The following is a 21,392-nucleotide window of genomic DNA, read 5'->3' as shown; positions in this document are numbered from 1 at the left end:
GAGGGCGCAGGCCAAGACCTCCGGGACCGTGACGGACCGGGCCCTAGGATGAGGGGATGCCGTTCCTGGACCGTGTGTCGCGCTGGGCCCGGCAGCGCCCGGACGAGCCCGCCGTGGTGTGCGGCCCCGAGCAGCTGAGCTGGGGGCGGCTGCGCGCCCGGGCTGCGGCGCTGGCCGCCTCGGGCGAGCCCACGGGCCTCCTGCGGCAGGGCAACGGCGTGGACTTCGCCGTCCGGTGGGCGGCCGGGGTGGCCGAGGAGCGGGTGTGCGCCGTGCTGGACCCCCTCGGCCCCCGGCAGCGGGCCGAGGCGGTGCGGCGGCGCCTGGCGGCCCGGCTGCCCGCGGCTCCCGTCCCGGCGCGGCTGCGTGACGGGGACCCGGACTCCGCCTTCCTGATCGGCCTGACCTCGGGCACCACCGCCGTGCCCAAGGCCTTCAGCCGCAGCCGGCGCTCCTGGCAGCGCTCCTTCGAGGCCTCCACCGGCTGCTTCGGCCTGTGTCCCGGGGACCGCGTGCTGGCCCCGGGACCGCTGTCGGCGAGCCTGAACCTCTATACCCTCTCCGAGTGCCTCTGGGCCGGGGTCGCCTTCCACACCCTGCCGCGCCTCGACGTCGCCGCCGCCCACGCCGAGATCACCGGCCGGGGCGTCACCCGCCTGGTCGGGGTGCCCGCCGTGCTGCGGATCCTCGCGGAGCGCGGCCTCGCCGCCGGCGCCGACGCCGCCGGGCTCATCGCGGTCGTGAGCGCCGGGCAGGCCCTGGACGGGCGCACGCTGGACGCGGTGCGCCGCTGGGCCCCCCGGGCGACCGTCTGGGAGTACTACGGCGCCGCCGAGCTCGGCTTCGTCGCCGCCCGCCGGCACGGCCCCGGGGAGCCCGCCGTGCCGACCGGCACCGGGGTGGGCCCCGCCTTTCCGGGGGTGGCGCTGGCCGTCCTCGACGACGCCGGCCGTCCGGTGCCGGAGGGGGTGCCCGGTACCGTGTGCGTGCGCTCGGAGCTGGTCTGCGACGGCTACCTGTGGGGCGACGACGGTCAGGCCTTCGGCGAGCTGGGCGGCATGGCCACGGTGCGGGACCAGGGCGTCCTGCGCGGCGGGCAGCTGCACGTGCTGGGCCGGCTCTCGGACATGGTCGTCACCGGCGGGCACAACGTCTACCCGCAGGAGGTCGAGGCGGCCCTGGCCGCGGTGCCCGGAGTGGCCGAGGCGGTGGTGACCGGGGTGCCGGACGGCTCCCGCGGGCAGCGGGTGGTGGCCGGCATCGTCCCCGGCCCCGGCGGGGTGCGCCCGGGCCGGCTCCGGGAGGCCGCGGCGGCGCGGCTGGCCCCGCCCCAGCGCCCCCGGCACTACGTCGAGCTCGGCGGGCTCCCCCTCACCGGCCACGGCAAGCTCAGCCGCCGGCTGCTGCGAGACTGGGTCGTCGACGGAGACCACCGTGTCCGGCCGCTCGGCTGAGCCCGCCGCCGGGGTGGCCGATCCCCTGTTGCTGCTGGGCCGGCGCACGCCCCTGGCCCGCGCCGGGACCCTGCTGGACGGGGTGCCCGTCCACCGGCTCCTGGCCCCGGTGCTGCGCCGCCTCGTGGAGGACTCCGGAGTGGACCCCCGGCAGCTCTCCGACGTCGTGGTCGGCAACGCCGTGGGCGCCGGCGGCAATCTCGCCCGGCTCGCCGCCCTCGAGGCCGGTCTGCCCCTGTCCGTGCCGGGGCTGACCGTGGACCGGCAGTGCGGCTCCGGGCTGGACGCCGTGGTGCTGGCCTGCCGGCTCGCCCGGGCGGGTGCCGGACGGGCCTTCCTGGCCGGCGGGGCCGAGAGCATCAGCACCGCGCCCCTGCGCGGACGGCGGCAGGTGGACGGCCACGTGGAGTTCTACCGCCGGGCCCGCTTCGCCCCCGAGCACCTGGGCGACCCCGACATGGGACCGGCGGCGGAGACGGTCGCCGGGGAGCACGGGATCGGCCGGGCCCGGCAGGACGCCTACGCCCTGCGCAGCCACCGGCGGGCGCTCGCCGCCGCGGGCGCGGGGGTGTTCGACGACGAGCTGGTCGCGGTGACCGGCCCGCGCGGGAGCGTGCACGCCGACAACGGCCCGCGGCCGCGGCTGGACGCGGCCCTGCTGGCCCGCTTTCCCGCCGCCTTCGCCCGCGGCGGGACCGTGACGGCCGGCAACTCCTGCGCCGACGCGGACGGGGCGGCCGCCGCCCTGGTCGCCCTCCCGGCCACGGCGCGGGAGCTGGGCCTGCGCACCGGGCTCGCCTTCCGCGGCGCGGCGACCGTGGGGGTGGACCCGGCCCGGCTCGGGCTCGGCGCGGCCGTGGCCGCCGGGGAGCTGCTGGGCGCCCAGCACGTGCCCGCCGACCGGCTGGCCGCCGTGGAGTTCAACGAGGCCTTCGCCGGGCAGGTGCTGGCCTGCACCGACCTGCTCGGCGTGGACGAGGACGTGCTCAACGCCGACGGCGGCGCCCTGGCCCTCGGGCACGCCTACGGGGCCTCCGGGGCGGTGTCCGTGGTCCGTCTGCTCGCGCGGGCCCGCGACCTGCCGGAGGGCAGCCTGCTGCTGGCGATGATCAGCTCCGCCGGGGGCATCGGCACCGCCGCGCTGTTCGAGAAGCGCTCGCTGTGACCGGGCCCGCCCGGGGCGTGCCCGAAGGACCCGTGCGGGGACGGGCCCGCCGCGCGTCGGGCCGGCGCCGGTGCAGGGCAGCGCTCGCGCGGGACAGCGCTAGAGCAGGTCGGTGACGTCGCAGCGCACGTGCACCGGCGGGTGCTTGCGCAGCGCGGAGGCCTGGGCGCGGGCCGCCCGCAGCCGCCGGGTCACCTCCCCGGCCACGCCGTAGCCGAAGAACAGCAGCGCCCGGTGCGGGGCCGGCTCCCCGTCCGGACCCGCCACGTGGTCCTCCAGCGGGGTGGGCCCGATCACCCGCACCGCGGCCGGCAGCTCGAGGTCGGCCAGGAACGCCGCGACCGCCGCCGCGGGCCCGGTCAGCGCCGCCGAGCGCACCGCGGGCGGCAGCCCGAGGGCCTGGCGCTCCACGAGCTCCCGCTCGGCGTGGCCGGCCGGGTCCCAGCGCACGAGCGCCCCCACGGCGCTCTCGTGCTCGGCGGTGACCACCACGACCCCGCCGTCCCGTGCCCGGCGGACCAGCGCCGCGGCGTTGAACCACCGGCGCAGCGTCTGCTCCGCCGCGCGCAGGGCCGGGCGCATGAGCATCTGGTTGCCGTCCAGCAGCAGCGCCGCCGCGTAGCCGCCCTCCGCCACCGGCTCCGCCCCCGGGGTGGCCACCACCAGGGCCGGGCTGCCGGGGACCTCCGCGCGCACCGCCTCCCCGGAGGACGCGACGACCGGCACCTGGGGAAAGGCCCGCCCCAGCTCCTCGGCCGTGCGCAGCGCCCCGACGGTGACCAGGCGCATCCGCCGGGACCCGCACGCGGCGCAGGCCCAGGAGTGCGCCGAGCGCCCGCACCAGCCGCAGCGGGGCACCCCGCGCCGGGACACCACCCCGAGGGGGCCGTCGCAGGCGGTGCACCGGGCCGGCTCCCGGCACCGCTCGCAGGCCAGGTGGGGGGCGTAGCCGGCGCGGGCCACCTGCACCAGGACCGGGCCCCGCTCCAGCCCCTCCCGGGCCGCCCGGTAGGCCGTCTCGGGCAGCCGGGCGCGGGAGGCCAGCGGGTCCCGGGCGGCGTGGAAGGAGTCGGCGGTCGAGACGATCCGCGGCATGTGCACCCGCAGCACCTCCCGCGCCGGGGTCAGCCGCCGGGCCCAGCCGGAGACGACGAGCCGCTGGGCCTCGGGGCTGACCGCGTGCCCGGCGAACAGCGCCCCGCACCCGCTGCGCCCGGCCCGCAGCAGCAGCACGTCGCGCACGTGCTGGTAGGGCGCGCGCTGCTCCACGAGGTTCTCGTCGCCGTCGTCGAAGCAGGCCACGAGCCCGAGGTCGTCCACGGGCGCGTAGGCGGCCGAGCGGGTGCCCAGGACCACCCGGACCTGGCCGGTGGCCGCGGCGAGGAACGCCCGGTAGCGCGGGGTGGGCCCGTCCTCGGCGTGCAGGCGCACCAGGTGCTCGGCGCCGATCTCGTCCACCACCGAGCGCTCCAGCCGGGCCAGCGCCTTCTGGTCGGCCACGACCGCCACCGCCCCGCGCCCGGCCCGCCAGGCGGCACCGATCGCGGCGGCCAGCACGTCCGTCCAGTCGTGGGCGGGATGGGCGGGCAGCACCTCGGCGACGGCGCGCGGGGCACCGCCGGCGCCGAGCTCGGCCAGGAACTCCGGCCCGCCCGCGTAGTCCGCCAGGGCGGCGTCGTGGGAGGGTCCGGGCACGTGCGGGGACAGGCCGGTCGAGTGCCCCGGCGCCTCGGCCAGGCGCTGCTCGACCTCCTTCTCCACCCGGGCGACCCGCGGCGGGACCGCCAGCCGCACGACGTCGGCGGTGGTGCCGGCCGCGCGCGCGGCGATGTCCTCGGCGAGCAGGGCGATCTCCGGGGTCAGCACGGGCAGCGGGGACAGCACCCGGCGCAGCGGCTGGATCCGGGCCATCACCTCCGAGTCGGCGGCCCGCTCGAGCACGTAGCCGGTCAGCTCCTGGCCCGCGAAGCCGACCTTGACCCGGGCACCGGGCACCGCCGTGTCCGCCAGCTCGGCGGGCACGGCGTAGTCGAAGGCCCGGTCCAGGTGCGGGACGTGGGTGTCCAGCAGCACCCGGGCCACGGGGTCGGGCTCGGCCAGCAGCGCCGCGCCCACGCCCTTGGTGTCCGGCCGCGGCGGGCGCGGCGGGAAGCCCGAGAGGAGCGACAGCTGCCGCGGGGCCTCCGCGGCGGCCTCGGCGTCCTCCCGGGTCATGCTCAGAGCCCGGCGGCCGACCGGAGGTCCGCGACGCGGTCGGTGCGCTCCCAGGTGAACTCGGGCTCGGTGCGGCCGAAGTGCCCGTGCGCGGCGGTGCGCGCGTAGATCGGGCGCTTGAGGTCCAGGTCCTCGATGATCGCCAGGGGGCGCAGGTCGAAGACCTCGTGCACGGCCCGTTCGATCCGCAGCGGGTCCACGTGCGCGGTGCCGAAGGTCTCCACGTAGAGCCCGACCGGGGCGGCGCGCCCGATCGCGTAGGCCACCTGCACCTCCACGCGGTCGGCGAGACCGGCGGCCACGACGTTCTTGGCGACCCAGCGCATCGCGTAGGCCGCGGAGCGGTCGACCTTGGAGGGGTCCTTGCCCGAGAAGGCCCCACCGCCGTGGCGGGCCATCCCCCCGTAGGTGTCCACGATGATCTTGCGCCCGGTCAGCCCGGCGTCGCCCACCGGCCCGCCGCGCACGAAGTTGCCGGCCGGGTTGATGATCAGCTGGGTCGCGGACAGGTCCAGGCCGGTCTCCTCGAGCACGGGGCCGATCACGCACTGGCGCAGGTCCGAGGCCAGCTGGTCGAGGTCGTAGCCCTCCACGTGCTGGGCGGAGACCACCACGGTGTCCACGGCGACCGGGCGGTGGCCGTCGTAGCCGAGGGTGACCTGGGTCTTGCCGTCCGGGCGCAGCCCGGGCAGCACCGCGGTCTTGCGGACCCGGGTGAGCTGCTCGGAGAGGCGGTGGGCGATGAAGATCGGCGCCGGCATCAGCACCTCGGTCTCGTCGGAGGCGTAGCCGAACATGATGCCCTGGTCCCCGGCGCCCTGGGCGTCCCGGGCGTCGCGGGCGGTGCCCTCACGGACCTCGAGGGACTGGAACACGCCCTCGTAGATCTCCGGGGACTGCTCGCCCACGCTGATCGACACCCCGCAGAACTCTCCGTCGAAGCCGTGCACCGAGGAGTTGTAGCCGATGTCCAGCAGCGTCTTGCGCACCACGTTGGGGATCTCGACGTAGCCCCGGGTCTTGACCTCCCCGGCCACGTGGACCAGCCCGGTGGTCACCATCGTCTCGACCGCCACGGAGGACTCGGGGTCCTGGCGCAGCAGGTCGTCGAGGATCGAGTCGCTGATCTGGTCGCAGATCTTGTCGGGGTGGCCCTCCGTGACGGACTCGGAGGTGAACAGTCTCAGGTGCTGGGTCGTCTCGCTCACGGGAGACCACACTACCGTCCGCCCCGGACGGCGGAACGCGCCCGCCCTGCCGCACCGGGCGCGGCAGGGCGGGCCGGGGTCAGCCGCGGACGCCGGCCAGGTCCTGCGCGATCCGCTGCACGAGAGCGCGGGCGACCTCGTCCTTGGGGCCCTCGAGCACCTGCTCCGGGCCGCCGGCGGCGCTGAGCACCGTGAGGGAGGTGGTGTCCTGGCCGAAGACCAGGTTCTCGCCCACGTGGTTGACGGCCAGCAGGTCGCAGCCCTTGCGTGCGAGCTTCCGGCGCCCGAACGTCAGCGGGTCGGTCTCGGCGTCGCCGGTCTCGGCGGCGAAGCCCACGAGCAGCTGGCGGCGCCGGGCGGTGTTGCGCAGGTCCACGAGCTCGCGCAGGACGTCGGGATTGCGCACCAGCTGGAGCACCGGGTCGGTGCCGTCCTCGGCCTTCTTCAGTTTCGCGTCGGCCACCCGGGCCGGGCGGTAGTCGGCCACCGCGGCGGCCATCACCACCACGTCGGCCCGCGCGGCCGCCCGCACGCACGCCCGGCGCAGCTGCTCGGCGGTGCCGGCGTGGACGACCTCCACCCCGGCCGGGACCGGGGTCTCGAGGTGGGCGGCCACCAGGGTGACCTCCGCCCCGGCGTCGCGGGCGGCGGCGGCGATCGCCACGCCCTGCTTGCCGGAGGAGCGGTTGCCGAGGAAGCGGACCGGGTCCAGCGGCTCGCGGGTGCCGCCGGCGCTGACCAGGACCCGGGCGCCCGCCAGCGGCCCGTCGGGCGTCGGCCCGCCCCGGACCAGGCGCAGGGCGGCGGCGTGGATGTCCTCCGGCTCGGGCAGCCGGCCGGGCCCGGAGTCGGGGCCGGTCAGGCGGCCCACGGCGGGCTCCAGGACGGTGTGCCCGTGGCCGCGCAGGGTGGTCACGTTGGCCTGGACGGCGGGGTTCAGCCACATCTCGGTGTGCATCGCCGGGGCGAAGAGCACCGGGGCGCGGGTGGCCAGCAGCGTGGTGGTGAGCAGGTCGTCGGCCAGTCCGTGCGCCGCGCGCGCGAGCAGGTCGGCGGTGGCGGGGGCGACGACGACGAGGTCGGCGCTCTGCCCCTGGTGGACGTGGTTGACCTCGTCCACCCGCTCGAACACCCCCGTGCTGACGCGCTGGCCGGACAGGGCCTCCCAGGTGGGGGCGCCCACGAAGCGCAGCGCGGACTCGGTGGGCACGGGCACGACCGTGTGGCCGTCCTCGGTGAACAGCCGCAGCAGCAGCGCGGCCTTGTAGGCGGCGATGCCCCCGCCGATGCCGAGGACGACCTTCACGCCGTGCCGCCCCGCCGGACGGGCCGGGGGCGGCTCACAGGTCCTGGAGGTCCCCGGGCTCCCGCCCCGGCTCCTCCGGGGCGGCGTCGGCGGCGTCACCGGCCCCGTTGACCGGGTTGTCCTCGCCGCTGCCGGGCAGGTCGCCCAGCGGCTCGAGCGGGGTGCTGGACTCGCCCGCGGAGAAGTCCACGGTCGCCTCGTCGGAGAACGCCGCACCGGCGGAGAAGTCGTCCTCCGTGCCCTGGGCGAAGAAGTCGGCGCCGAAGACGTCGGCGGCGAGGTCCGCCTCCGTGGTGAGCTGGCCGTTCTCGGCGAACCCGGCGTGCTCCACCGGGCGGCCCTCGATGAGGCCCGCGTCGATCTCCCGGAAGGAGATGGACAGCGGCTTCTCGTTGAGCTGCGTGTCGACGAGCGGACCGACGTACTCGAACAGCCCCTCGTGCAGCTGCGAGTAGTAGGCATTGATCTGCCGGGCACGCCGGGCGCCGAAGATCACGAGCCCGTACTTGGAGTCGGACTTCTTCAGCAGGGCGTCGATCGGCGGGTTGATGATGCCTTCGGTGTGGGTAGACAAGCTCTTGCTCCAAACGCGGTGGACGGGTATCAGGATGCCTGCTCGGGGTCGGCCCCCATGAGCTGCACGAGTTCGGCGGCGGCCCGCTCGACGCTGTCGTTGACGACGGTGTGATCGAACTCCGGCTCTGCCGCGAGCTCCAGTTTAGCGGTTTCGAGCCGGACCCGCTGTTCCTCGGGCGTCTCGGTGCCCCGGCCGACCAGCCGGGCGACCATCTCGTCCCAGCTGGGCGGGGCCAGGAAGACGAAGTTGGCCTCCGGCATGGTGCCGCGGATCTGCCGCGCGCCCTGCAGATCGATCTCCAGCAGCACGCAGCGCCCGCCCGCCAGCGCCTGCTCCACGGTGGAGCGCAGTGTGCCGTAGCGGTGGGAGTTGTGCACCACCGCCCACTCGAGCAGCTGCCCGTCCCGGGCCAGGGCGTCGAACTGCTCGTCGGAGACGAAGAAGTAGTGCACCCCGTCGACCTCTCCCGGGCGCGGGGCGCGGGTGGTCGCCGACACGGACAGCCACACCTGCGGATAGTGGTCCCGGACGTAGGTCGAGACCGTGCCCTTGCCGACGGCCGTGGGTCCGGCGAGCACGGTCAGGGACGGGCGCGCGGGGCGGGGCGCGTCGGGAGTCACGGGAAACCTCCTGGGAACGGGGTGGGGAACACCCCAATCTACCGGATCGCGCCCGTCCCCCGGCGCCCGCTCCCCCGGCGCCCGGCGGGCGGGCTCAGCGGTCGAGGTACTCGATGAGCGCCTTGCGCTGGTGCACGCCGAGCCCGCGCAGCCGCCGCGTGCGGGCGATGCCGATCTCCTCCATGATGGCGGCCGAGCGGACCTTCCCGATCCCCGGGGTGGCCTCGAGCAGGTCGGAGACCTTCAGCCGGCTCACGGCCTCCTCCTGGTCGGCCCGTTCGAGGATCTGGGCCACCGTCATCCGGCGCTCGCGCAGGCCCTTCTTCACGTCGGCGCGCGCCGTCCGTGCCTGGGTGGCCTTCTCCCGCGCGGCGGCTCGCTCGTCGTCGGTCAGCGGACGCAGTGCCATGTGGTTCCTCCTCGTCGCCACGGACTGCAGCCTCCGTCCCGCAGCAGGACGGCCAGCCCGTTTGCTAAAGAAACTACATGATTAACAATCCATCGCAAGGCGACACGACCGTGGCGTGACCAGGGGTGTCGTCCCCGGCCGCCCTCGCCGGAGGGCCGTCAGCGCACCGCCGGCACAACGCCGGGACCGGCGGGGGCACCGCCGCCGCTCAGCCCAGGGCCGCCGCCAGCTCCGCCGCGGAGCGCTCCACGGCCTCCCGCAGGGCGGGCACGGCCGGGCCGCGGCGCAGGATCGCCCGGCTCGAGGTGGCCAGCACCTGCCCGGCGGCGGCACCGAACACGGCCGGGAGGTCCTCGGCGCGGGCGCCCTGGGCCCCGTAGCCGGGGGCCAGCAGCGGCCCGCGGACCCCGGCCAGGTCGATGCCCAGCGCCGCCAGGGCGTCGCCGACCGTGGCGCCCACCACCAGCCCGCACGGGCCCAGGCCGGTGCGGCCCGCCGCGGCGGCGCCGGCGGGGGCAGGGCCCTCGGCGCCGCCGAGCACCCGGGCGTTCTCCGCCGCGGCCGCCGAGCACACGGCCCGGGCCACCGAATCGGCGCCTCCGACGTGCTGCACCGAGCGGCCCTCGGGGTTGGAGGTGAGCGCGAGCACGAACGTGCCGCGGCCCGTGCGCGCGGCCAGGTCCAGGGCCGGGCGCAGCGACTCGAAGCCGAGGTAGGGGCTCAGGGTCACGGCGTCCGCGGCGAGCGGGGACCCCTCCGCCAGCCACGCGGCGGCGTAGGCCTCCATCGTGGAGCCGATGTCGCCGCGCTTGGCGTCGGCCACCGTGAGCAGGTCCGCGGCGCGGGCCCCGGCCAGCAGCTCCTCGAGCACGGCGATGCCCGCGGCCCCGTAGGACTCGTACAGGGCCACCTGCGGCTTCACGGCCGCGGCCCGCCCGGCGGCGGCCTCGAGCACCGTCAGGGAGAAGCGGCGCAGCCCCTCCGCGGTGCGGGGCAGCCCCCACGCGTCGAGCAGCCCCGGGTGCGGGTCGATGCCCACGCACAGCGGACCGTGGGCGTCCATCGCCCGGGCCAGCCGCGCCCCGAAGGGGGCGCGGCCGGGCGCCGGGAGCGGTGCGCCGGGGCGCTCAGGCACCGACGACCTCGGGCTGGGCCGGGGCGGTGAGGGCGTGCAGCCGCTGCTCGTGCTCCTGCAGGCTGGTGACGTCCCACGTGTAGGACCGCAGCGCGGTGACCGCCTGCAGGGCGGCCCCGAGCACGGAGACGGTCGTCATCAGCGGCACGCCCACGCTCGTGGCCGCCGCCCGGATCTCGTAGCCGTCGCCGCGGGCGGCGCCGCCGGCGGGGGTGTTGAAGATCAGGTCGATCTCCCCGTCGCCGATGAGGTCCACGATGGTCCGCTCCCCGGGGGCCGTCTCGCTGATCTTGCGGACCACGGTGGACTCGATGCCGTTGCGCCGCAGCACCTGCGCCGTGCCGCTGGTGGCCAGGATCTCGAAGCCGAGGTCGCGGAACATCCGCACGTAGGCGATCGAGGAGCGCTTGTCCTTGTTCGCCACGGAGACGAACATCCGCCCCGACGTCGGCAGGGACACGTTCGCCGCGGCCTGGGCCTTGGCGAAGGCCGTGTCGAAGTACTTGTCCAGTCCCATGACCTCGCCGGTGGAGCGCATCTCCGGGCCGAGCAGGGAGTCCACCACGGCGCCCTCGGCGGTGCGGAACCGGGCGAAGGGCAGCACGGCCTCCTTCACGGCCACCGGCGCGGAGGCCGGCAGGGTGGACCCGTCCAGCCGCTCCGGCAGGTGCCCCTGGGTGCGCAGCTCGGCGATGGTCGTGCCGGTGCCGATCAGGGCGGCGGCCTTGGCCAGCTGCACGCCCGTGGCCTTGGAGACGAACGGGACCGTGCGCGAGGCGCGCGGGTTGGCCTCGATGACGTAGAGGACGTCGGAGGCCACGGCGAACTGGATGTTGATCAGCCCGCGCACGCCCACGCCCCGGGCGATGGCCAGCGTGGCCTCGCGCACCCGCGCGACGACGTCCGGGCCCAGCGTGATCGAGGGCAGGGTGCACGCGGAGTCCCCGGAGTGGATCCCGGCCTCCTCGATGTGCTCCATGACGCCGCCCACGTAGAGCTCCTCGCCGTCGTAGAGGGCGTCCACGTCGATCTCGATCGCGTCCTCGAGGAACTTGTCGATCAGCGCCGGCCGGGAGGAGGAGACCTCCGTGGCGTTCTGCAGGTACCGGGCCAGGGCCGGCTCGTCGTAGACGATCTCCATGCCGCGCCCGCCGAGCACGTAGGAGGGGCGCACGAGCACCGGGTAGCCGATCTCGTCGGCGATCCGCTTGGCGTCCTCGAAGGTCGAGGCGGTGCCGTTCTTGGGCTGGCGCAGCCCGGCCTCCCCGAGCACCCGGGCGAACTCGCCGCGGTCCTCGGCCAGGTCGATGGCCTCCGGGGTGGTGCCCAGGACCGGCACGCCCGCGGCCTTGAGCTGGGCGGCCAGCTTCAGCGGGGTCTGCCCGCCCAACTGCACGAACACCCCGAGCAGTCCGCCGGTGCGCCGCTCGGTCTCCACGACCTCCATGACGTCCTCGAAGGTCAGCGGCTCGAAGTACAGCCGGGTGGAGACGTCGTAGTCGGTGGAGACGGTCTCGGGGTTGCAGTTGACCATGACCGTCTCGTGGCCGGCGGCGCGCAGGGCCATCGAGGCGTGCACGCAGGAGTAGTCGAACTCGATGCCCTGCCCGATCCGGTTCGGGCCCGAGCCCAGGATCATGATCGAGGGCTGCTCGTGCCGGCCGACCTCCGACTCCTCGTCGTAGGAGGAGTAGTGGTACGGGGTGAAGGCCTCGAACTCCGCCGCGCAGGTGTCCACGGTCTTGAACACCGGGCGGATGCCCAGGGCGTGGCGCACCCCGCGGACCACGGCCTCGTCCAGGTGGGCCAGCTCGCCGATCTGCTCGTCGGAGAAGCCGTGCCGCTTGGCCAGGCGCAGGGTGCGCTCGCTCAGGTCGCCGTCCTCGACCACCGCGGCGGCGACCTCGTTGAGCAGCACCAGCTGGTCGAGGAACCACGGGTCGATGCCCGTGGCCTCGTAGAGCCGCTCCACGGACGCCCCGGCGAGCAGGGCCTGCTGGACCTGCCGGATCCGCTCCGTGGTCGGGGTGCGGGCGGCCTCGACCAGGCGGTCCAGGGCCGCGTCGTCGAGCTCGGGGGGCACGAAGGAGAAGGAGGAGCCCTTCTGCTCCAGGGAGCGCATGGCCTTCTGCAGGGCCTCGGTGAAGTTGCGCCCGATCGCCATGGCCTCCCCCACCGACTTCATGGTGGTCGTCAGCGTGGGGTCCGCCGCGGGGAACTTCTCGAACGCGAAGCGCGGGACCTTCACGACGACGTAGTCCAGCGTCGGCTCGAAGGACGCCGGGGTCTTGCGGGTGATGTCGTTGGGGATCTCGTCCAGGGTGTAGCCCAGCGACAGCTTCGTGGCGATCTTGGCGATCGGGAAGCCGGTGGCCTTGGAGGCCAGGGCGGAGGAGCGGGAGACCCGCGGGTTCATCTCGATGACCACCACGCGGCCGGTGTCCGGCTCGATCGCGAACTGGATGTTGCACCCGCCGGTGTCCACCCCGACCTCGCGGATCACGGCGATCGCGATGTCGCGCAGGTTCTGGTACTCGCGGTCGGTCAGCGTCATGGCCGGGGCCACGGTGATGGAGTCGCCGGTGTGCACGCCCACCGGGTCGAAGTTCTCGATGGAGCACACGACCACGACGTTGTCGTGCTTGTCGCGCATCATCTCCAGCTCGTACTCCTTCCAGCCGAGGATGGACTCCTCCAGGAGCACCTCGGAGGTCGGGCTGTACTGGATGCCGGCGCCGGCGATGCGGTGCAGGTCCTCCTCGTCGTAGGCCATGCCCGAGCCGAGCCCGCCCATGGTGAAGGACGGGCGCACGACCATGGGGTAGCCGAGCTCGTCGGCCGCGGCGAGGGCCTCGGCCATGGAGTGCACGATGATCGAGCGGGCGGACTCGGCGCCGCAGCGCTCCACGACGCCCTTGAACTTCTCGCGGTCCTCGCCGAGGTTGATCGCCTCGACGTTGGCGCCGATCAGCTCGACCCCGTACTTCTCGAGCACGCCGTTGGCGTCGAGGGCGATCGCGGTGTTCAGCGCGGTCTGCCCGCCGAGGGTGGGCAGCAGCGCGTCCGGGCGCTCCTTGGCGATGATCTTCTCGACCACCTCCGGGGTGATGGGCTCCACGTAGGTCGCGTCGGCGAACTCGGGGTCGGTCATGATGGTCGCCGGGTTGGAGTTGACGAGGATGACCCGCAGCCCCTCCTCCCGGAGCACCCGCAGCGCCTGCGTGCCCGAGTAGTCGAACTCCGCGGCCTGGCCGATGACGATCGGCCCCGAGCCGATGACCAGAACGCTGGTGAGATCTGTCCTGCGCGGCATGTCAGTGCTGCCCTTCCGTGCTGGCGTCCCGGTCCGGGCGCGCGCCCTGCGCGCCGCCGGGGACGGCGTTGTCGATGGTCGGGTCGGCGCGGCCGTCCCGGTGGCTGTCCATGAGCTCGATGAACCGGCCGAAGAGGTAGGAGGCGTCGTGCGGGCCGGCGGCGGCCTCGGGGTGGTACTGCACCGAGAACGCCGGCAGGTCGCGGCAGTTGAGGCCCTCGACCACGTCGTCGTTGAGGCACACGTGGCTGACCTCCACGTCTCCGAACTCCTCCAGCGGCGCGGTGACCGGGCCGTCGAGCGGGGCGTCCACGGCGAAGCCGTGGTTGTGCGCGGTGATCTCCACGCGCCCGGTCCGGCGGTCGAGCACCGGCTGGTTGATCCCGCGGTGGCCGAAGACGAGCTTGTAGGTGCCGAAGCCCAGGGCCCGGCCCAGCAGCTGGTTGCCGAAGCAGATGCCGAAGAACGGGATCCCGGCGCGCAGCACCTGGCGCAGGGTCTCCACCTGCCGCTCGGCGGTGGCCGGGTCGCCGGGGCCGTTGGAGAAGAACACCCCGCGCGGGCCCAGGGCCCGGATCTGCTCGAAGGTCGTGTCCGCCGGCACCACGTGCACGCGCACGCCGCGCTCGGCGAACCGGTGCGGGGTCATGGACTTGATGCCGAGGTCCACGGCCACGAGCTCGTGCCGGACCTCTCCCTGCCAGCCGTGCTCGGCGGGCTCCACCACGTAGGACTCGGCCACCGAGACGGTCTCGGCGAGCCGGCGGCCCTCCATCCGCTCGGCCGCGGCCACCGCGGCCACGAGCTCCGGCTCGGGCCGGAGGGCGGCGTCCCCGGAGAAGATGCCGCCGCGCATCGCGCCGCGGTCGCGCAGGTGCCGGGTGATCGCCCGGGTGTCGACGTCCTGGATGCCTACGACGCCCTGGTCGCGCAGCTGCTCGTCGAGGGAGCCCTCGGAGCGCCAGTTGGACGGGCGGCGGGCGGCGTCGCGCACCACGTAGCCGGACACCCAGATCCGGCGGGACTCGGCGTCGGCGGCGTTGACGCCGGTGTTGCCGATGTGCGGGGCGGTCTGCACGACCAGCTGGCCGGCGTAGGAGGGGTCGGTGATGGTCTCCTGGTAGCCGGTCATGCCGGTGGAGAAGACCGCCTCGCCGAGGGCGGTGCCGAGGGCGCCGTAGGCGCGGCCGCGGAAGACGCGGCCGTCCTCCAGCACCAGCACGGCGGGTTCGGTGGTGATCGAGCTCAAGGTCGTCCTCACGTTCGTGTCTGCGGGTCGGGAAGTGTCGGGCGGCTGCGGGCAGCCGCGGGGTGGTCAGGAGCGCGCTGCGGGGGCGATCGCCTCCACCTCGGCGAGCAGGCGCCGCTTGTCCTCGGCGCGCTGGGTGCGGAAGCCGGTGTCCACCACGGTGCCGCCCAGGGACCAGGTCAGCACGGCCAGTCCGTCCTTCTCGACGAACTTCCCGACCATGCCGGAGGAGGTGCCCACGGCCACGACGTCGGCCGCCGGGACGAACAGCGGGGCCGCGCCCTGCCGCTCGAAGAGCACCCCCTCGTCCAGCACGAGGGCCCGCGCCCGGGCGCGCACGCCCAGCCCGTGGGCGGCGATGCGCTCGAGCGGGGCGCCGGTCTCGGTGGTGGCCACGTACATGCCCGGCACGGCCAGCCGGGGCTCGCGCTCCTCGGCGCCGGCCGGCGGGGCCGGCGGCGCCGGGATCCCGGCCTGGCGCCGCACGCGCCCGGCCCAGCCCCGGCGGATCAGGGCGAAGAGCAGGGCGAGCAGGAGCAGCGTGCCGAGCACGGTGGTGAGCTGGTCCATGGGGCGGGGGCCTCCGGGCGTGGTCAGGGGTGGTCAGGGGCGGGGGGTGCGGTGGCTCAGGCGCGCGGTGAGGGGCTGTTCAGCGCGCCGTCCAGGACCGTGGGGTGGCCGCGGAAGAAGGTGGCGCGCACCGCGCCGGGCAGCTCCATCCCGCGGTACGGGCTGTTGCGGCCCTTCGAGGCGTGCCGGGCCGGGTCGACCACGGTGGTCGCCGCCGGGTCCCACAGCACGATGTTCGCCGGCTCGCCCTCCGCGAGGGGCCGGCCCTGACCGGCCAGGCGCCCGATCCGGGCCGGGGTCGCGGAGGTGATCCGGGCGACGTCGCGCCAGGTCAGCAGGCCGGTGTCCACGAGGGTGTGCTGCACCACCGACAGGGCGGTCTCCAGCCCGGTCATGCCGTTGGCCGCGCACGACCACTCGCACTCCTTGTCCTCGGCCGGGTGCGGGGCGTGGTCGGTGCCGATGACGTCGATGGTGCCGTCGGCCACGGCCGCCCGCAGCGCGTGCACGTCCTCGTCGGTGCGCAGCGGCGGGTTGACCTTGAAGACGGGGTCGAAGCTGCGGACCCGCTCGTCGGTGAGCAGCAGGTGGTGGGGAGTGGCCTCGGCGGTGACGTCGATGCCGCGCTGCTTGGCCCAGCGCACGATGTCCACCGAGCCCCGGGTGGAGAGGTGGCAGATGTGCACCCGGGAGCCCACGTGCTCGGCGAGCAGCACGTCGCGGGCGATGATCGCCTCCTCGGCCACCGCCGGCCAGCCGGTCAGCCCCAGCTCGGCGGAGACGGCGCCCTCGTTCATCTGGGCGCCCTCCGTGAGCCGCGGCTCCTGGGCGTGCTGGGCGACGACGCCGTCGAAGCCCTTGACGTACTCCAGGGCCCGGCGCATCAGCACCGGGTCGTGCACGCACATGCCGTCGTCGGAGAAGACCCGCACCGCGGCGCGGGAGTCGGCCATCGCCTTGATCTCCGACAGCCGCTCGCCCTGCAGGCCCACGGTCACCGCCCCGACCGGGCGGACGTCCACCCAGCCGGCGGCCCGGCCCAGCTCGTGGACCTGCTCGACGACCCCGGCGGTGTCGGCCACGGGGTCGGAGTTGGCCATGGCGAACACCGCGGTGTAGCCCCCCAGCGCGGCGGCCCGGGTGCCCGTCTGCACCGTCTCGGCGTCCTCGCGGCCGGGCTCGCGCAGGTGGGTGTGGATGTCCACGAGCCCGGGCAGGGCCACCAGCCCGGTCCCGTCGACGATCTGCGCGCCCTCCGGGGCGGCCTGGCCGGGCGCCACGCGCCGGATCAGGCCGTCCTCCACGAGGAGGTCGGCCGGCTGCTCGCCGTACGGCCGGGCGCCCTGGATGAGGTACGAGGTCATGGGATGAGAACTCCTGGGGATGCGGGGGTGGAGGGGGCGCCGAGGTCGTCGCCGGCCAGCAGCAGGTAGAGCACCGACATCCGCACGGAGACGCCGTTGCGGACCTGGTCCAGGACCGTGGAGCGCGGGGAGTCGGCGGCGGCGGAGGAGATCTCCAGGCCCCGGTTCATCGGCCCCGGGTGCATGATCGCCGTGGGCGCCCCGGCGGCGTCCAGGGCCGCGACGCGCTCGGGGGTCAGGCCCCACTCGCGGGCGTACTCCTGGGCGGTGGGGAAGAAGGCGGCGTGCATCCGCTCGCGCTGCACGCGCAGCATCATCACCGCGTCCGGGGCCGGGTCCAGCGCCTGGTCCAGGGAGTACACGACCTCGCACGGCCAGTCGGTGATGCCCACCGGCAGCAGCGTGGGCGGGGCCACGAAGGTGACCCGGGCACCGAGGGTCGTGAACAGCCAGAGGTCGGAGCGGGCGACGCGGGAGTGCAGGACGTCGCCGACGATCACCACGTGCATGCCCTCGAGGTCGAGCCCGCGGGTGCTCTCCCGGCCCTCGGTGCGGGCCCGGTGCTGGCGCAGCGTCATGGCGTCGAGCAGGGCCTGGGTGGGGTGCTCGTGCGTCCCGTCGCCGGCGTTGACCACCGCGGCGTCGATCCAGCCGGACTCGGCCAGCTGCTGCGGGGAGCCCGAGGCCGAGTGCCGGATGACCACCGCGTCGGCGCTCATCGCCGCCAGCGTCTGGGCGGTGTCCTTCAGCGACTCGCCCTTGGAGACGGAGGAGCCCTTGGCGGAGAAGTTGATGACGTCCGCGGAGAGCCGCTTGGCGGCCGTCTCGAAGGAGATCCGGGTGCGGGTCGAGTCCTCGAAGAAGAGGTTGACCACGGTGCGCCCGCGCAGGGCCGGCAGCTTCTTCACCGACCGGTGGCCCACTTCGGCCATCTGGTCGGCGGTGTCGAGGACGGTCAGGGCGGCGGCGTGGGAGAGGTCCCGGGTGGACAGCAGGTGCCTCATGCGCGGACCGCCGGCACGGGGGTCTCGATGACCACGCAGTCGGCGTGCTCGGCCGGCCGCGGGTCGGGGTCGGTCTCGGCCAGGCGGACCCGGACCTTCTCCTGGGAGGAGGTGGGCAGGTTCTTGCCCACGTGGTCGGCACGGATGGGCAGCTCCCGGTGGCCGCGGTCCACCAGCACGGCGAGGCGGACCACGCGGGGCCGGCCGACGTCGACGAGGGCGTCGAGGGCGGCGCGCACGGTGCGCCCGGAGTAGAGCACGTCGTCGACGAGCACCACGGTGCGCCCGTCGATGCCCTGCACCGGGATGCGGGTGGGCTGCGGGGCGCGGGCGGGGTTCTTGCGCAGGTCGTCGCGGAACATCGTCACGTCGAGCTGGCCGAGGCTCGCGGCGGCGTCGAAGCCGGGGTCGGTCGCGGCGATCTTGGCGGCGATCCGCTGGGCCAGCGGATAGCCGCGGCGCGGGATGCCGAGCAGGACGAGGTCCGAGCTGCCCTTGTTGGCCTCGAGGATCTCGTGGGCGATGCGCGTGAGCGCGCGGTCGATGTCGGCTGCCGAGAGGATGACGCGCGCGGGTGCGGATCCCTTCGAGGGACCGTCCGCGGAGATGTCGTCGATCATGGGTGCCGCCTCCTTCCCCGCCTCACAGGACGGACTTAAAGGTTGCTTGCTCGCCCCAAACTAGCACAGCGCACCGGAGCCCGCGGGCCGTCCGCCCCTGCTCACCGCACCTGACGTGGGCAGTCTCACAGGCGGCGCCGCGCCCCCGGAGCTCCGTCCCGAGGCCCCGGGCCCGGTGCTACCGGTGGTCGGCCCGTTCCCACCAGAGCGCGGTGGCGGCGGCCGAGCCGAGGGCCACGAGCACCACGCCCAGGACCCCGGCCCAGCCGACGCCGGACCGGCCGGGCCCGGCCGCCCCGGAGAGCAGGGCCGGCACCGCCCACGGGAACCACCCGCCGTGGCCCACGGCCGCGAGCACCTGGGCCAGCAGGACGGTCAGGAACAGCACGCCGACGGCGGGCAGGTAGCCGCGCCCCACGCTGGCGGCCAGGCCGTAGCCGGCCGCCAGCCCGGCGGTCATCAGGCCGGCGCCCAGCACCGTCCCGGCGCCGCGGGCGGCCGTCGCCGCGGACCAGCCGGGCAGCCCGAGCAGCGCGCCCAGCCCGAGCACGAGGCCGACGAGGAGCAGCGTGAGCAGCGCGCACCAGACGAGGCCCAGCAGCAGCTTGGCCAGCACCACGGCCGTGCGGGAGGTGGGCACGGCCAGCAGGTCGGTGACGGTCCGGTCGGAGAACTCCCGGCCGAAGAGCCAGATGGCCGCGGTGCCGAAGATCAGCAGCCCGCCCACGGCGACCGTCTGGGCGGCCAGGGAGAAGTACCCGGGCCAGTCGGCGGTGCCGCCCGACAGCTGGGCCTTGGCCCCGAGCAGCCCCAGGGTCCGGGCCCGGTCCGGGTCCTGGAGCACGAACATGAAGAAGGCGCCGACCAGCCCGGCCAGGACCGTGGCGCCCGCGGTGACCCAGGGCACCCGGGAGCGGCGCAGCTTGAGGGCCTCCGCGTGCACGGCGGCGGCCAGGTCACCGCGCACGGGGTGCCTCCCCGGCTCCGGGCGCCTGCACCAGGCGCAGGAAGTGGCTCTCGAGGTCCTCCCGGACCTCCGCGAGCCCGGTGAGGGCCACCCCGGCGTGCACGAGCGCGGCCGCCACGTCCTCAGGCAGGCGCGTCGCCCGGTCCCCGGCGAGCACGACGACCCCGGCCCGGCGGCGGGCGGGGAAGCCCGCCGCGGTCAGCACCTCCACGGCCCGGTCGTCGTCGCGCGTGGTGAGCTCCAGGTGGCGGTCCACCCGCTCGGGCAGGGAGCGGGTGGGGAACTCCTCCACCAGCCGGCCCCGGTGCAGCACCCCGACCCGGGTGGCCAGGCGGGCGACCTCGCCCAGCAGGTGGCTGGAGAGCAGGACCGTGGTCCCGTGCTCGCGGGCCAGGTCCGTCAGGAGGGTGCGGACCTCCACCACTCCGGCCGGGTCCAGGCCGTTGACCGGCTCGTCGAGCACCAGCACGGACGGACGGTGCAGCACCGCCCGGGCCAGGGCCAGTCGCTGCCGGTTGCCCTGGGAGAGGTCGCGGGCGCGTCGGTCGGCGTGCTCGCCGAGGCCGAAGAGCTCCACCGCGTCCCCGACCGCGTGCGGGTCGCGCACCCGGTGCAGGCGCCGGGCGACCTCCAGGTTCTCCCGCACGGTCAGCTCCGGGTAGGCGGTGGCCGCCTCCACCAGGTAGCCCACCTCCGCCCGGGCGGAGCGCTCGCGGGGACCGCGGCCCAGGACGGTGACCGAACCGGCACCGGGGCGGACCATGCCCAGGACCATCCGCATCAGCGTGGTCTTCCCGGCGCCGTTGAGCCCCAGCAGCGCGTAGATCTCCCCCGCCCGCACCTCGAGGTCGACCCCCTGCACGGCCGGCACGGGACCGTAGTGCTTCGACACGCCCCGCAGCCGGAGCGCCGGAGCCGTCATGGCAGCCTCCCGTGCTCGTCCTGCCAGGATCCTAGCGCGCCCGGGGCGAGCCGGTGAGGGCCCGCGACGACGGGCACCCCGCCCGGCCCGGGTCCCGGGCGGGGCGGGGTGCCGGCCGGCGGCGGGGCCGGGGACTCAGCCGAGCAGGGTCGGCTTCATCTTCTGCAGCCGGCCGAGCAGGCCGTTGACGAAGCGCGGGGAGTCGTCCCCGCCGAGGTCCTTGGCCAGGCTCACGGACTCGGCCACGGCGACGCCGTCGGGAACGTCGTCGTTGAACAGCAGCTCCCAGGCCCCCACGCGCAGGACGTTGCGGTCCACGGCGGGCATCCGCTCCAGCGTCCAGCCCTGGGAGTAGGTCTCGAGGTACTCGTCGAGCTCGCCGCGGCGCATGGTCACCCCGAGCACCAGCTCCTCGGCGTACGGGGAGACGAGTGCGTCGCTGTGCAGCCGGCGCCGCTCCATGACCTCACGGGCGTCCTCGCCGCGCTGCTCGGCCTCGAAGAGGATCTCCACGGCGCGGCGGCGCGCCTTGCCCCGGGCGCTCACTCGTTGACGCGGCCCAGGTAGTCACCCGTGCGGGTGTCGACCTTGACCTTCGTGCCCTGCTCGAGGAACAGGGGCACCTGGATCTGGTAGCCGGTCTCCACGGTGGCGGGCTTGGTGCCGCCGGTGGAGCGGTCGCCCTGCAGGCCCGGCTCGGTGTAGGTGATCTCCAGCACCACGGACGCGGGCAGCTCGATGTACAGCGGGGCGCCCTCGTGCATGGCGATCGTCGCGTTGAGGTTCTCGAGCATGAAGTTGGCGGCGTCGCCGACGACCTCACCGGGGACGGTGATCTGGTCGTAGGTCTTGTTGTCCATGAAGACGTAGTCGGCGCCGTCCTGGTACAGGTACTGGTACTCGCTGCGGTCCACGGTGGCGGTCTCGATCTTGGCGCCGGCGTTGAAGGTCTTGTCGACCACCTTGCCCGAGGTGATGTTGCGCATCTTCGTGCGCACGAACGCCCCGCCCTTGCCCGGCTTGACGTGCTGGAACTCGATGACGTTCCACAGGTTGCCCTCGAGCTTGAGCACGGTGCCGTTCTTGATGTCGTTGGTGGTAGCCACAGGTTCTCTCTCTGGTCGGTCCGCGTCGGTCGGTCCGCGTCGGTCGGTGCGCGTCGTTCTGTCTGCGCCGGTCGGTCGGCGCCGGTCGGTCTTCGTGGTGCTGTCCGCCCCGGCCGTCCGCGCGGGTGGGTCCGCGCCGCTCCGTCGGCGCGGGCGGCAGGTCGGTGGGTCCGGGGGCGTCGCCCCGGA

At 75.1% G+C, this 21,392-nt stretch carries 19 protein-coding genes; 2 read left to right on the top strand and 17 right to left on the bottom strand.

Going from position 1 to position 21,392, the window contains the following annotated elements; translation table 11 throughout:
* Positions 1–56 precede the first annotated feature (56 nt).
* Positions 57–1,454, top strand: a complete 1,398-nt coding sequence (locus tag PU704_RS10100; RefSeq protein ID WP_277551233.1) for a class I adenylate-forming enzyme family protein — start codon at positions 57–59, stop codon at positions 1,452–1,454.
* Positions 1,435–2,619 (top strand): thiolase family protein, encoded by a 1,185-nt coding sequence (locus tag PU704_RS10095; protein WP_277551232.1) that lies wholly within the window; start codon positions 1,435–1,437, stop codon positions 2,617–2,619. Before PU704_RS10100 ends, PU704_RS10095 begins: the two co-directional genes overlap by 20 nt.
* Positions 2,620–2,718: 99 nt before the next feature.
* On the opposite strand, the gene PU704_RS10090 is transcribed toward PU704_RS10095, so the two are convergent.
* From PU704_RS10090 to efp, 17 genes are all read right to left on the bottom strand, one after another.
* Positions 2,719–4,833 (bottom strand): primosomal protein N', encoded by a 2,115-nt coding sequence (locus PU704_RS10090; RefSeq protein WP_277551231.1) that lies wholly within the window; start codon positions 4,831–4,833, stop codon positions 2,719–2,721.
* A 2-nt stretch (positions 4,834–4,835) separates the two neighbouring features.
* Entirely contained in the window at positions 4,836–6,041 is a 1,206-nt protein-coding gene (metK, locus tag PU704_RS10085) for a methionine adenosyltransferase (protein WP_047803298.1), read from the bottom strand.
* A gap of 79 nt (positions 6,042–6,120) precedes the next feature.
* Positions 6,121–7,347 carry a bifunctional phosphopantothenoylcysteine decarboxylase/phosphopantothenate--cysteine ligase CoaBC gene (gene coaBC, locus PU704_RS10080; RefSeq protein ID WP_277551230.1) on the bottom strand — a complete coding sequence of 409 codons (1,227 nt, stop codon included), beginning with the start codon at positions 7,345–7,347 and terminating at the stop codon, positions 6,121–6,123.
* Positions 7,348–7,381: 34 nt separating this feature from the next.
* On the bottom strand, positions 7,382–7,921 hold the full coding sequence (gene rpoZ / locus PU704_RS10075; protein ID WP_277551229.1) for a DNA-directed RNA polymerase subunit omega: 540 nt from the start codon (positions 7,919–7,921) through the stop codon (positions 7,382–7,384).
* 29 nt (positions 7,922–7,950) lie between these two features.
* Positions 7,951–8,544 carry a guanylate kinase gene (gmk, locus tag PU704_RS10070; RefSeq protein WP_047803300.1) on the bottom strand — a complete coding sequence of 198 codons (594 nt, stop codon included), beginning with the start codon at positions 8,542–8,544 and terminating at the stop codon, positions 7,951–7,953.
* A gap of 94 nt (positions 8,545–8,638) precedes the next feature.
* A complete protein-coding gene (mihF, locus tag PU704_RS10065; protein ID WP_047803301.1) occupies positions 8,639–8,953 on the bottom strand; it encodes an integration host factor, actinobacterial type in 315 nt (104 codons plus the stop codon).
* 208 nt (positions 8,954–9,161) lie between these two features.
* Positions 9,162–10,088, bottom strand: coding sequence for an orotidine-5'-phosphate decarboxylase (gene pyrF / locus PU704_RS10060; RefSeq protein WP_277551228.1), 927 nt, complete (start codon positions 10,086–10,088; stop codon positions 9,162–9,164).
* Complete coding sequence (gene carB / locus PU704_RS10055; protein WP_277551227.1) at positions 10,081–13,401, bottom strand: carbamoyl-phosphate synthase large subunit; 3,321 nt, start codon at positions 13,399–13,401, stop codon at positions 10,081–10,083. Before carB ends, pyrF begins: the two co-directional genes overlap by 8 nt.
* Before the next feature lies 1 nt (position 13,402).
* On the bottom strand, positions 13,403–14,650 hold the full coding sequence (gene carA / locus PU704_RS10050; RefSeq protein ID WP_277551226.1) for a glutamine-hydrolyzing carbamoyl-phosphate synthase small subunit: 1,248 nt from the start codon (positions 14,648–14,650) through the stop codon (positions 13,403–13,405).
* Between the two features lie 66 nt (positions 14,651–14,716).
* Complete coding sequence (locus tag PU704_RS10045; RefSeq protein WP_277551225.1) at positions 14,717–15,220, bottom strand: PH-like domain-containing protein; 504 nt, start codon at positions 15,218–15,220, stop codon at positions 14,717–14,719.
* A gap of 56 nt (positions 15,221–15,276) precedes the next feature.
* Positions 15,277–16,584, bottom strand: a complete 1,308-nt coding sequence (locus PU704_RS10040) for a dihydroorotase (protein ID WP_277551224.1) — start codon at positions 16,582–16,584, stop codon at positions 15,277–15,279.
* Complete coding sequence (locus tag PU704_RS10035; protein WP_277551223.1) at positions 16,581–17,588, bottom strand: aspartate carbamoyltransferase catalytic subunit; 1,008 nt, start codon at positions 17,586–17,588, stop codon at positions 16,581–16,583. Before PU704_RS10035 ends, PU704_RS10040 begins: the two co-directional genes overlap by 4 nt.
* Entirely contained in the window at positions 17,585–18,208 is a 624-nt protein-coding gene (gene pyrR, locus PU704_RS10030; RefSeq protein WP_277551222.1) for a bifunctional pyr operon transcriptional regulator/uracil phosphoribosyltransferase PyrR, read from the bottom strand. Before pyrR ends, PU704_RS10035 begins: the two co-directional genes overlap by 4 nt.
* A gap of 178 nt (positions 18,209–18,386) precedes the next feature.
* Entirely contained in the window at positions 18,387–19,175 is a 789-nt protein-coding gene (locus tag PU704_RS10025) for an ABC transporter permease (protein ID WP_277551221.1), read from the bottom strand.
* The gene (locus PU704_RS10020) at positions 19,165–20,097 is read right to left on the bottom strand and encodes an ABC transporter ATP-binding protein (protein ID WP_277551220.1); all 933 of its coding nucleotides are present in this window, start codon (positions 20,095–20,097) and stop codon (positions 19,165–19,167) included. Before PU704_RS10020 ends, PU704_RS10025 begins: the two co-directional genes overlap by 11 nt.
* Positions 20,098–20,232: 135 nt before the next feature.
* Positions 20,233–20,643, bottom strand: coding sequence for a transcription antitermination factor NusB (nusB, locus tag PU704_RS10015; protein ID WP_047803310.1), 411 nt, complete (start codon positions 20,641–20,643; stop codon positions 20,233–20,235).
* Positions 20,640–21,203, bottom strand: a complete 564-nt coding sequence (gene efp / locus PU704_RS10010; protein WP_047803311.1) for an elongation factor P — start codon at positions 21,201–21,203, stop codon at positions 20,640–20,642. The genes nusB and efp overlap by 4 nt, the downstream gene beginning before the upstream one ends.
* Between the last annotated feature and the right edge of the window lie 189 nt (positions 21,204–21,392).

It is taken from the genome of Kocuria oceani, assembly GCF_029524215.1.
GTDB lineage: Bacteria > Actinomycetota > Actinomycetes > Actinomycetales > Micrococcaceae > Kocuria > Kocuria oceani.
The sequence above is the reverse complement of the archived record's forward strand: the minus strand, read 5'-3'. Positions and strand labels throughout refer to the sequence as shown.

Excerpts from the sequence above, each read along its gene's own strand:
- PU704_RS10100 (WP_277551233.1), top strand. The coding sequence starts at position 57 with ATGCCGTTCCTGGACCGTGTGTCGCGCTGGGCCCGGCAGCGCCCGGAC.
- PU704_RS10045 (WP_277551225.1), bottom strand. The coding sequence starts at position 15,220 with ATGGACCAGCTCACCACCGTGCTCGGCACGCTGCTCCTGCTCGCCCTG.
- PU704_RS10020 (WP_277551220.1), bottom strand. The coding sequence starts at position 20,097 with ATGACGGCTCCGGCGCTCCGGCTGCGGGGCGTGTCGAAGCACTACGGT.
- PU704_RS10040 (WP_277551224.1), bottom strand. The coding sequence starts at position 16,584 with ATGACCTCGTACCTCATCCAGGGCGCCCGGCCGTACGGCGAGCAGCCG.
- carB (WP_277551227.1), bottom strand. The coding sequence starts at position 13,401 with ATGCCGCGCAGGACAGATCTCACCAGCGTTCTGGTCATCGGCTCGGGG.
- PU704_RS10090 (WP_277551231.1), bottom strand. The coding sequence starts at position 4,833 with ATGACCCGGGAGGACGCCGAGGCCGCCGCGGAGGCCCCGCGGCAGCTG.
- mihF (WP_047803301.1), bottom strand. The coding sequence starts at position 8,953 with ATGGCACTGCGTCCGCTGACCGACGACGAGCGAGCCGCCGCGCGGGAG.
- PU704_RS10035 (WP_277551223.1), bottom strand. The coding sequence starts at position 17,588 with ATGAGGCACCTGCTGTCCACCCGGGACCTCTCCCACGCCGCCGCCCTG.
- pyrR (WP_277551222.1), bottom strand. The coding sequence starts at position 18,208 with ATGATCGACGACATCTCCGCGGACGGTCCCTCGAAGGGATCCGCACCC.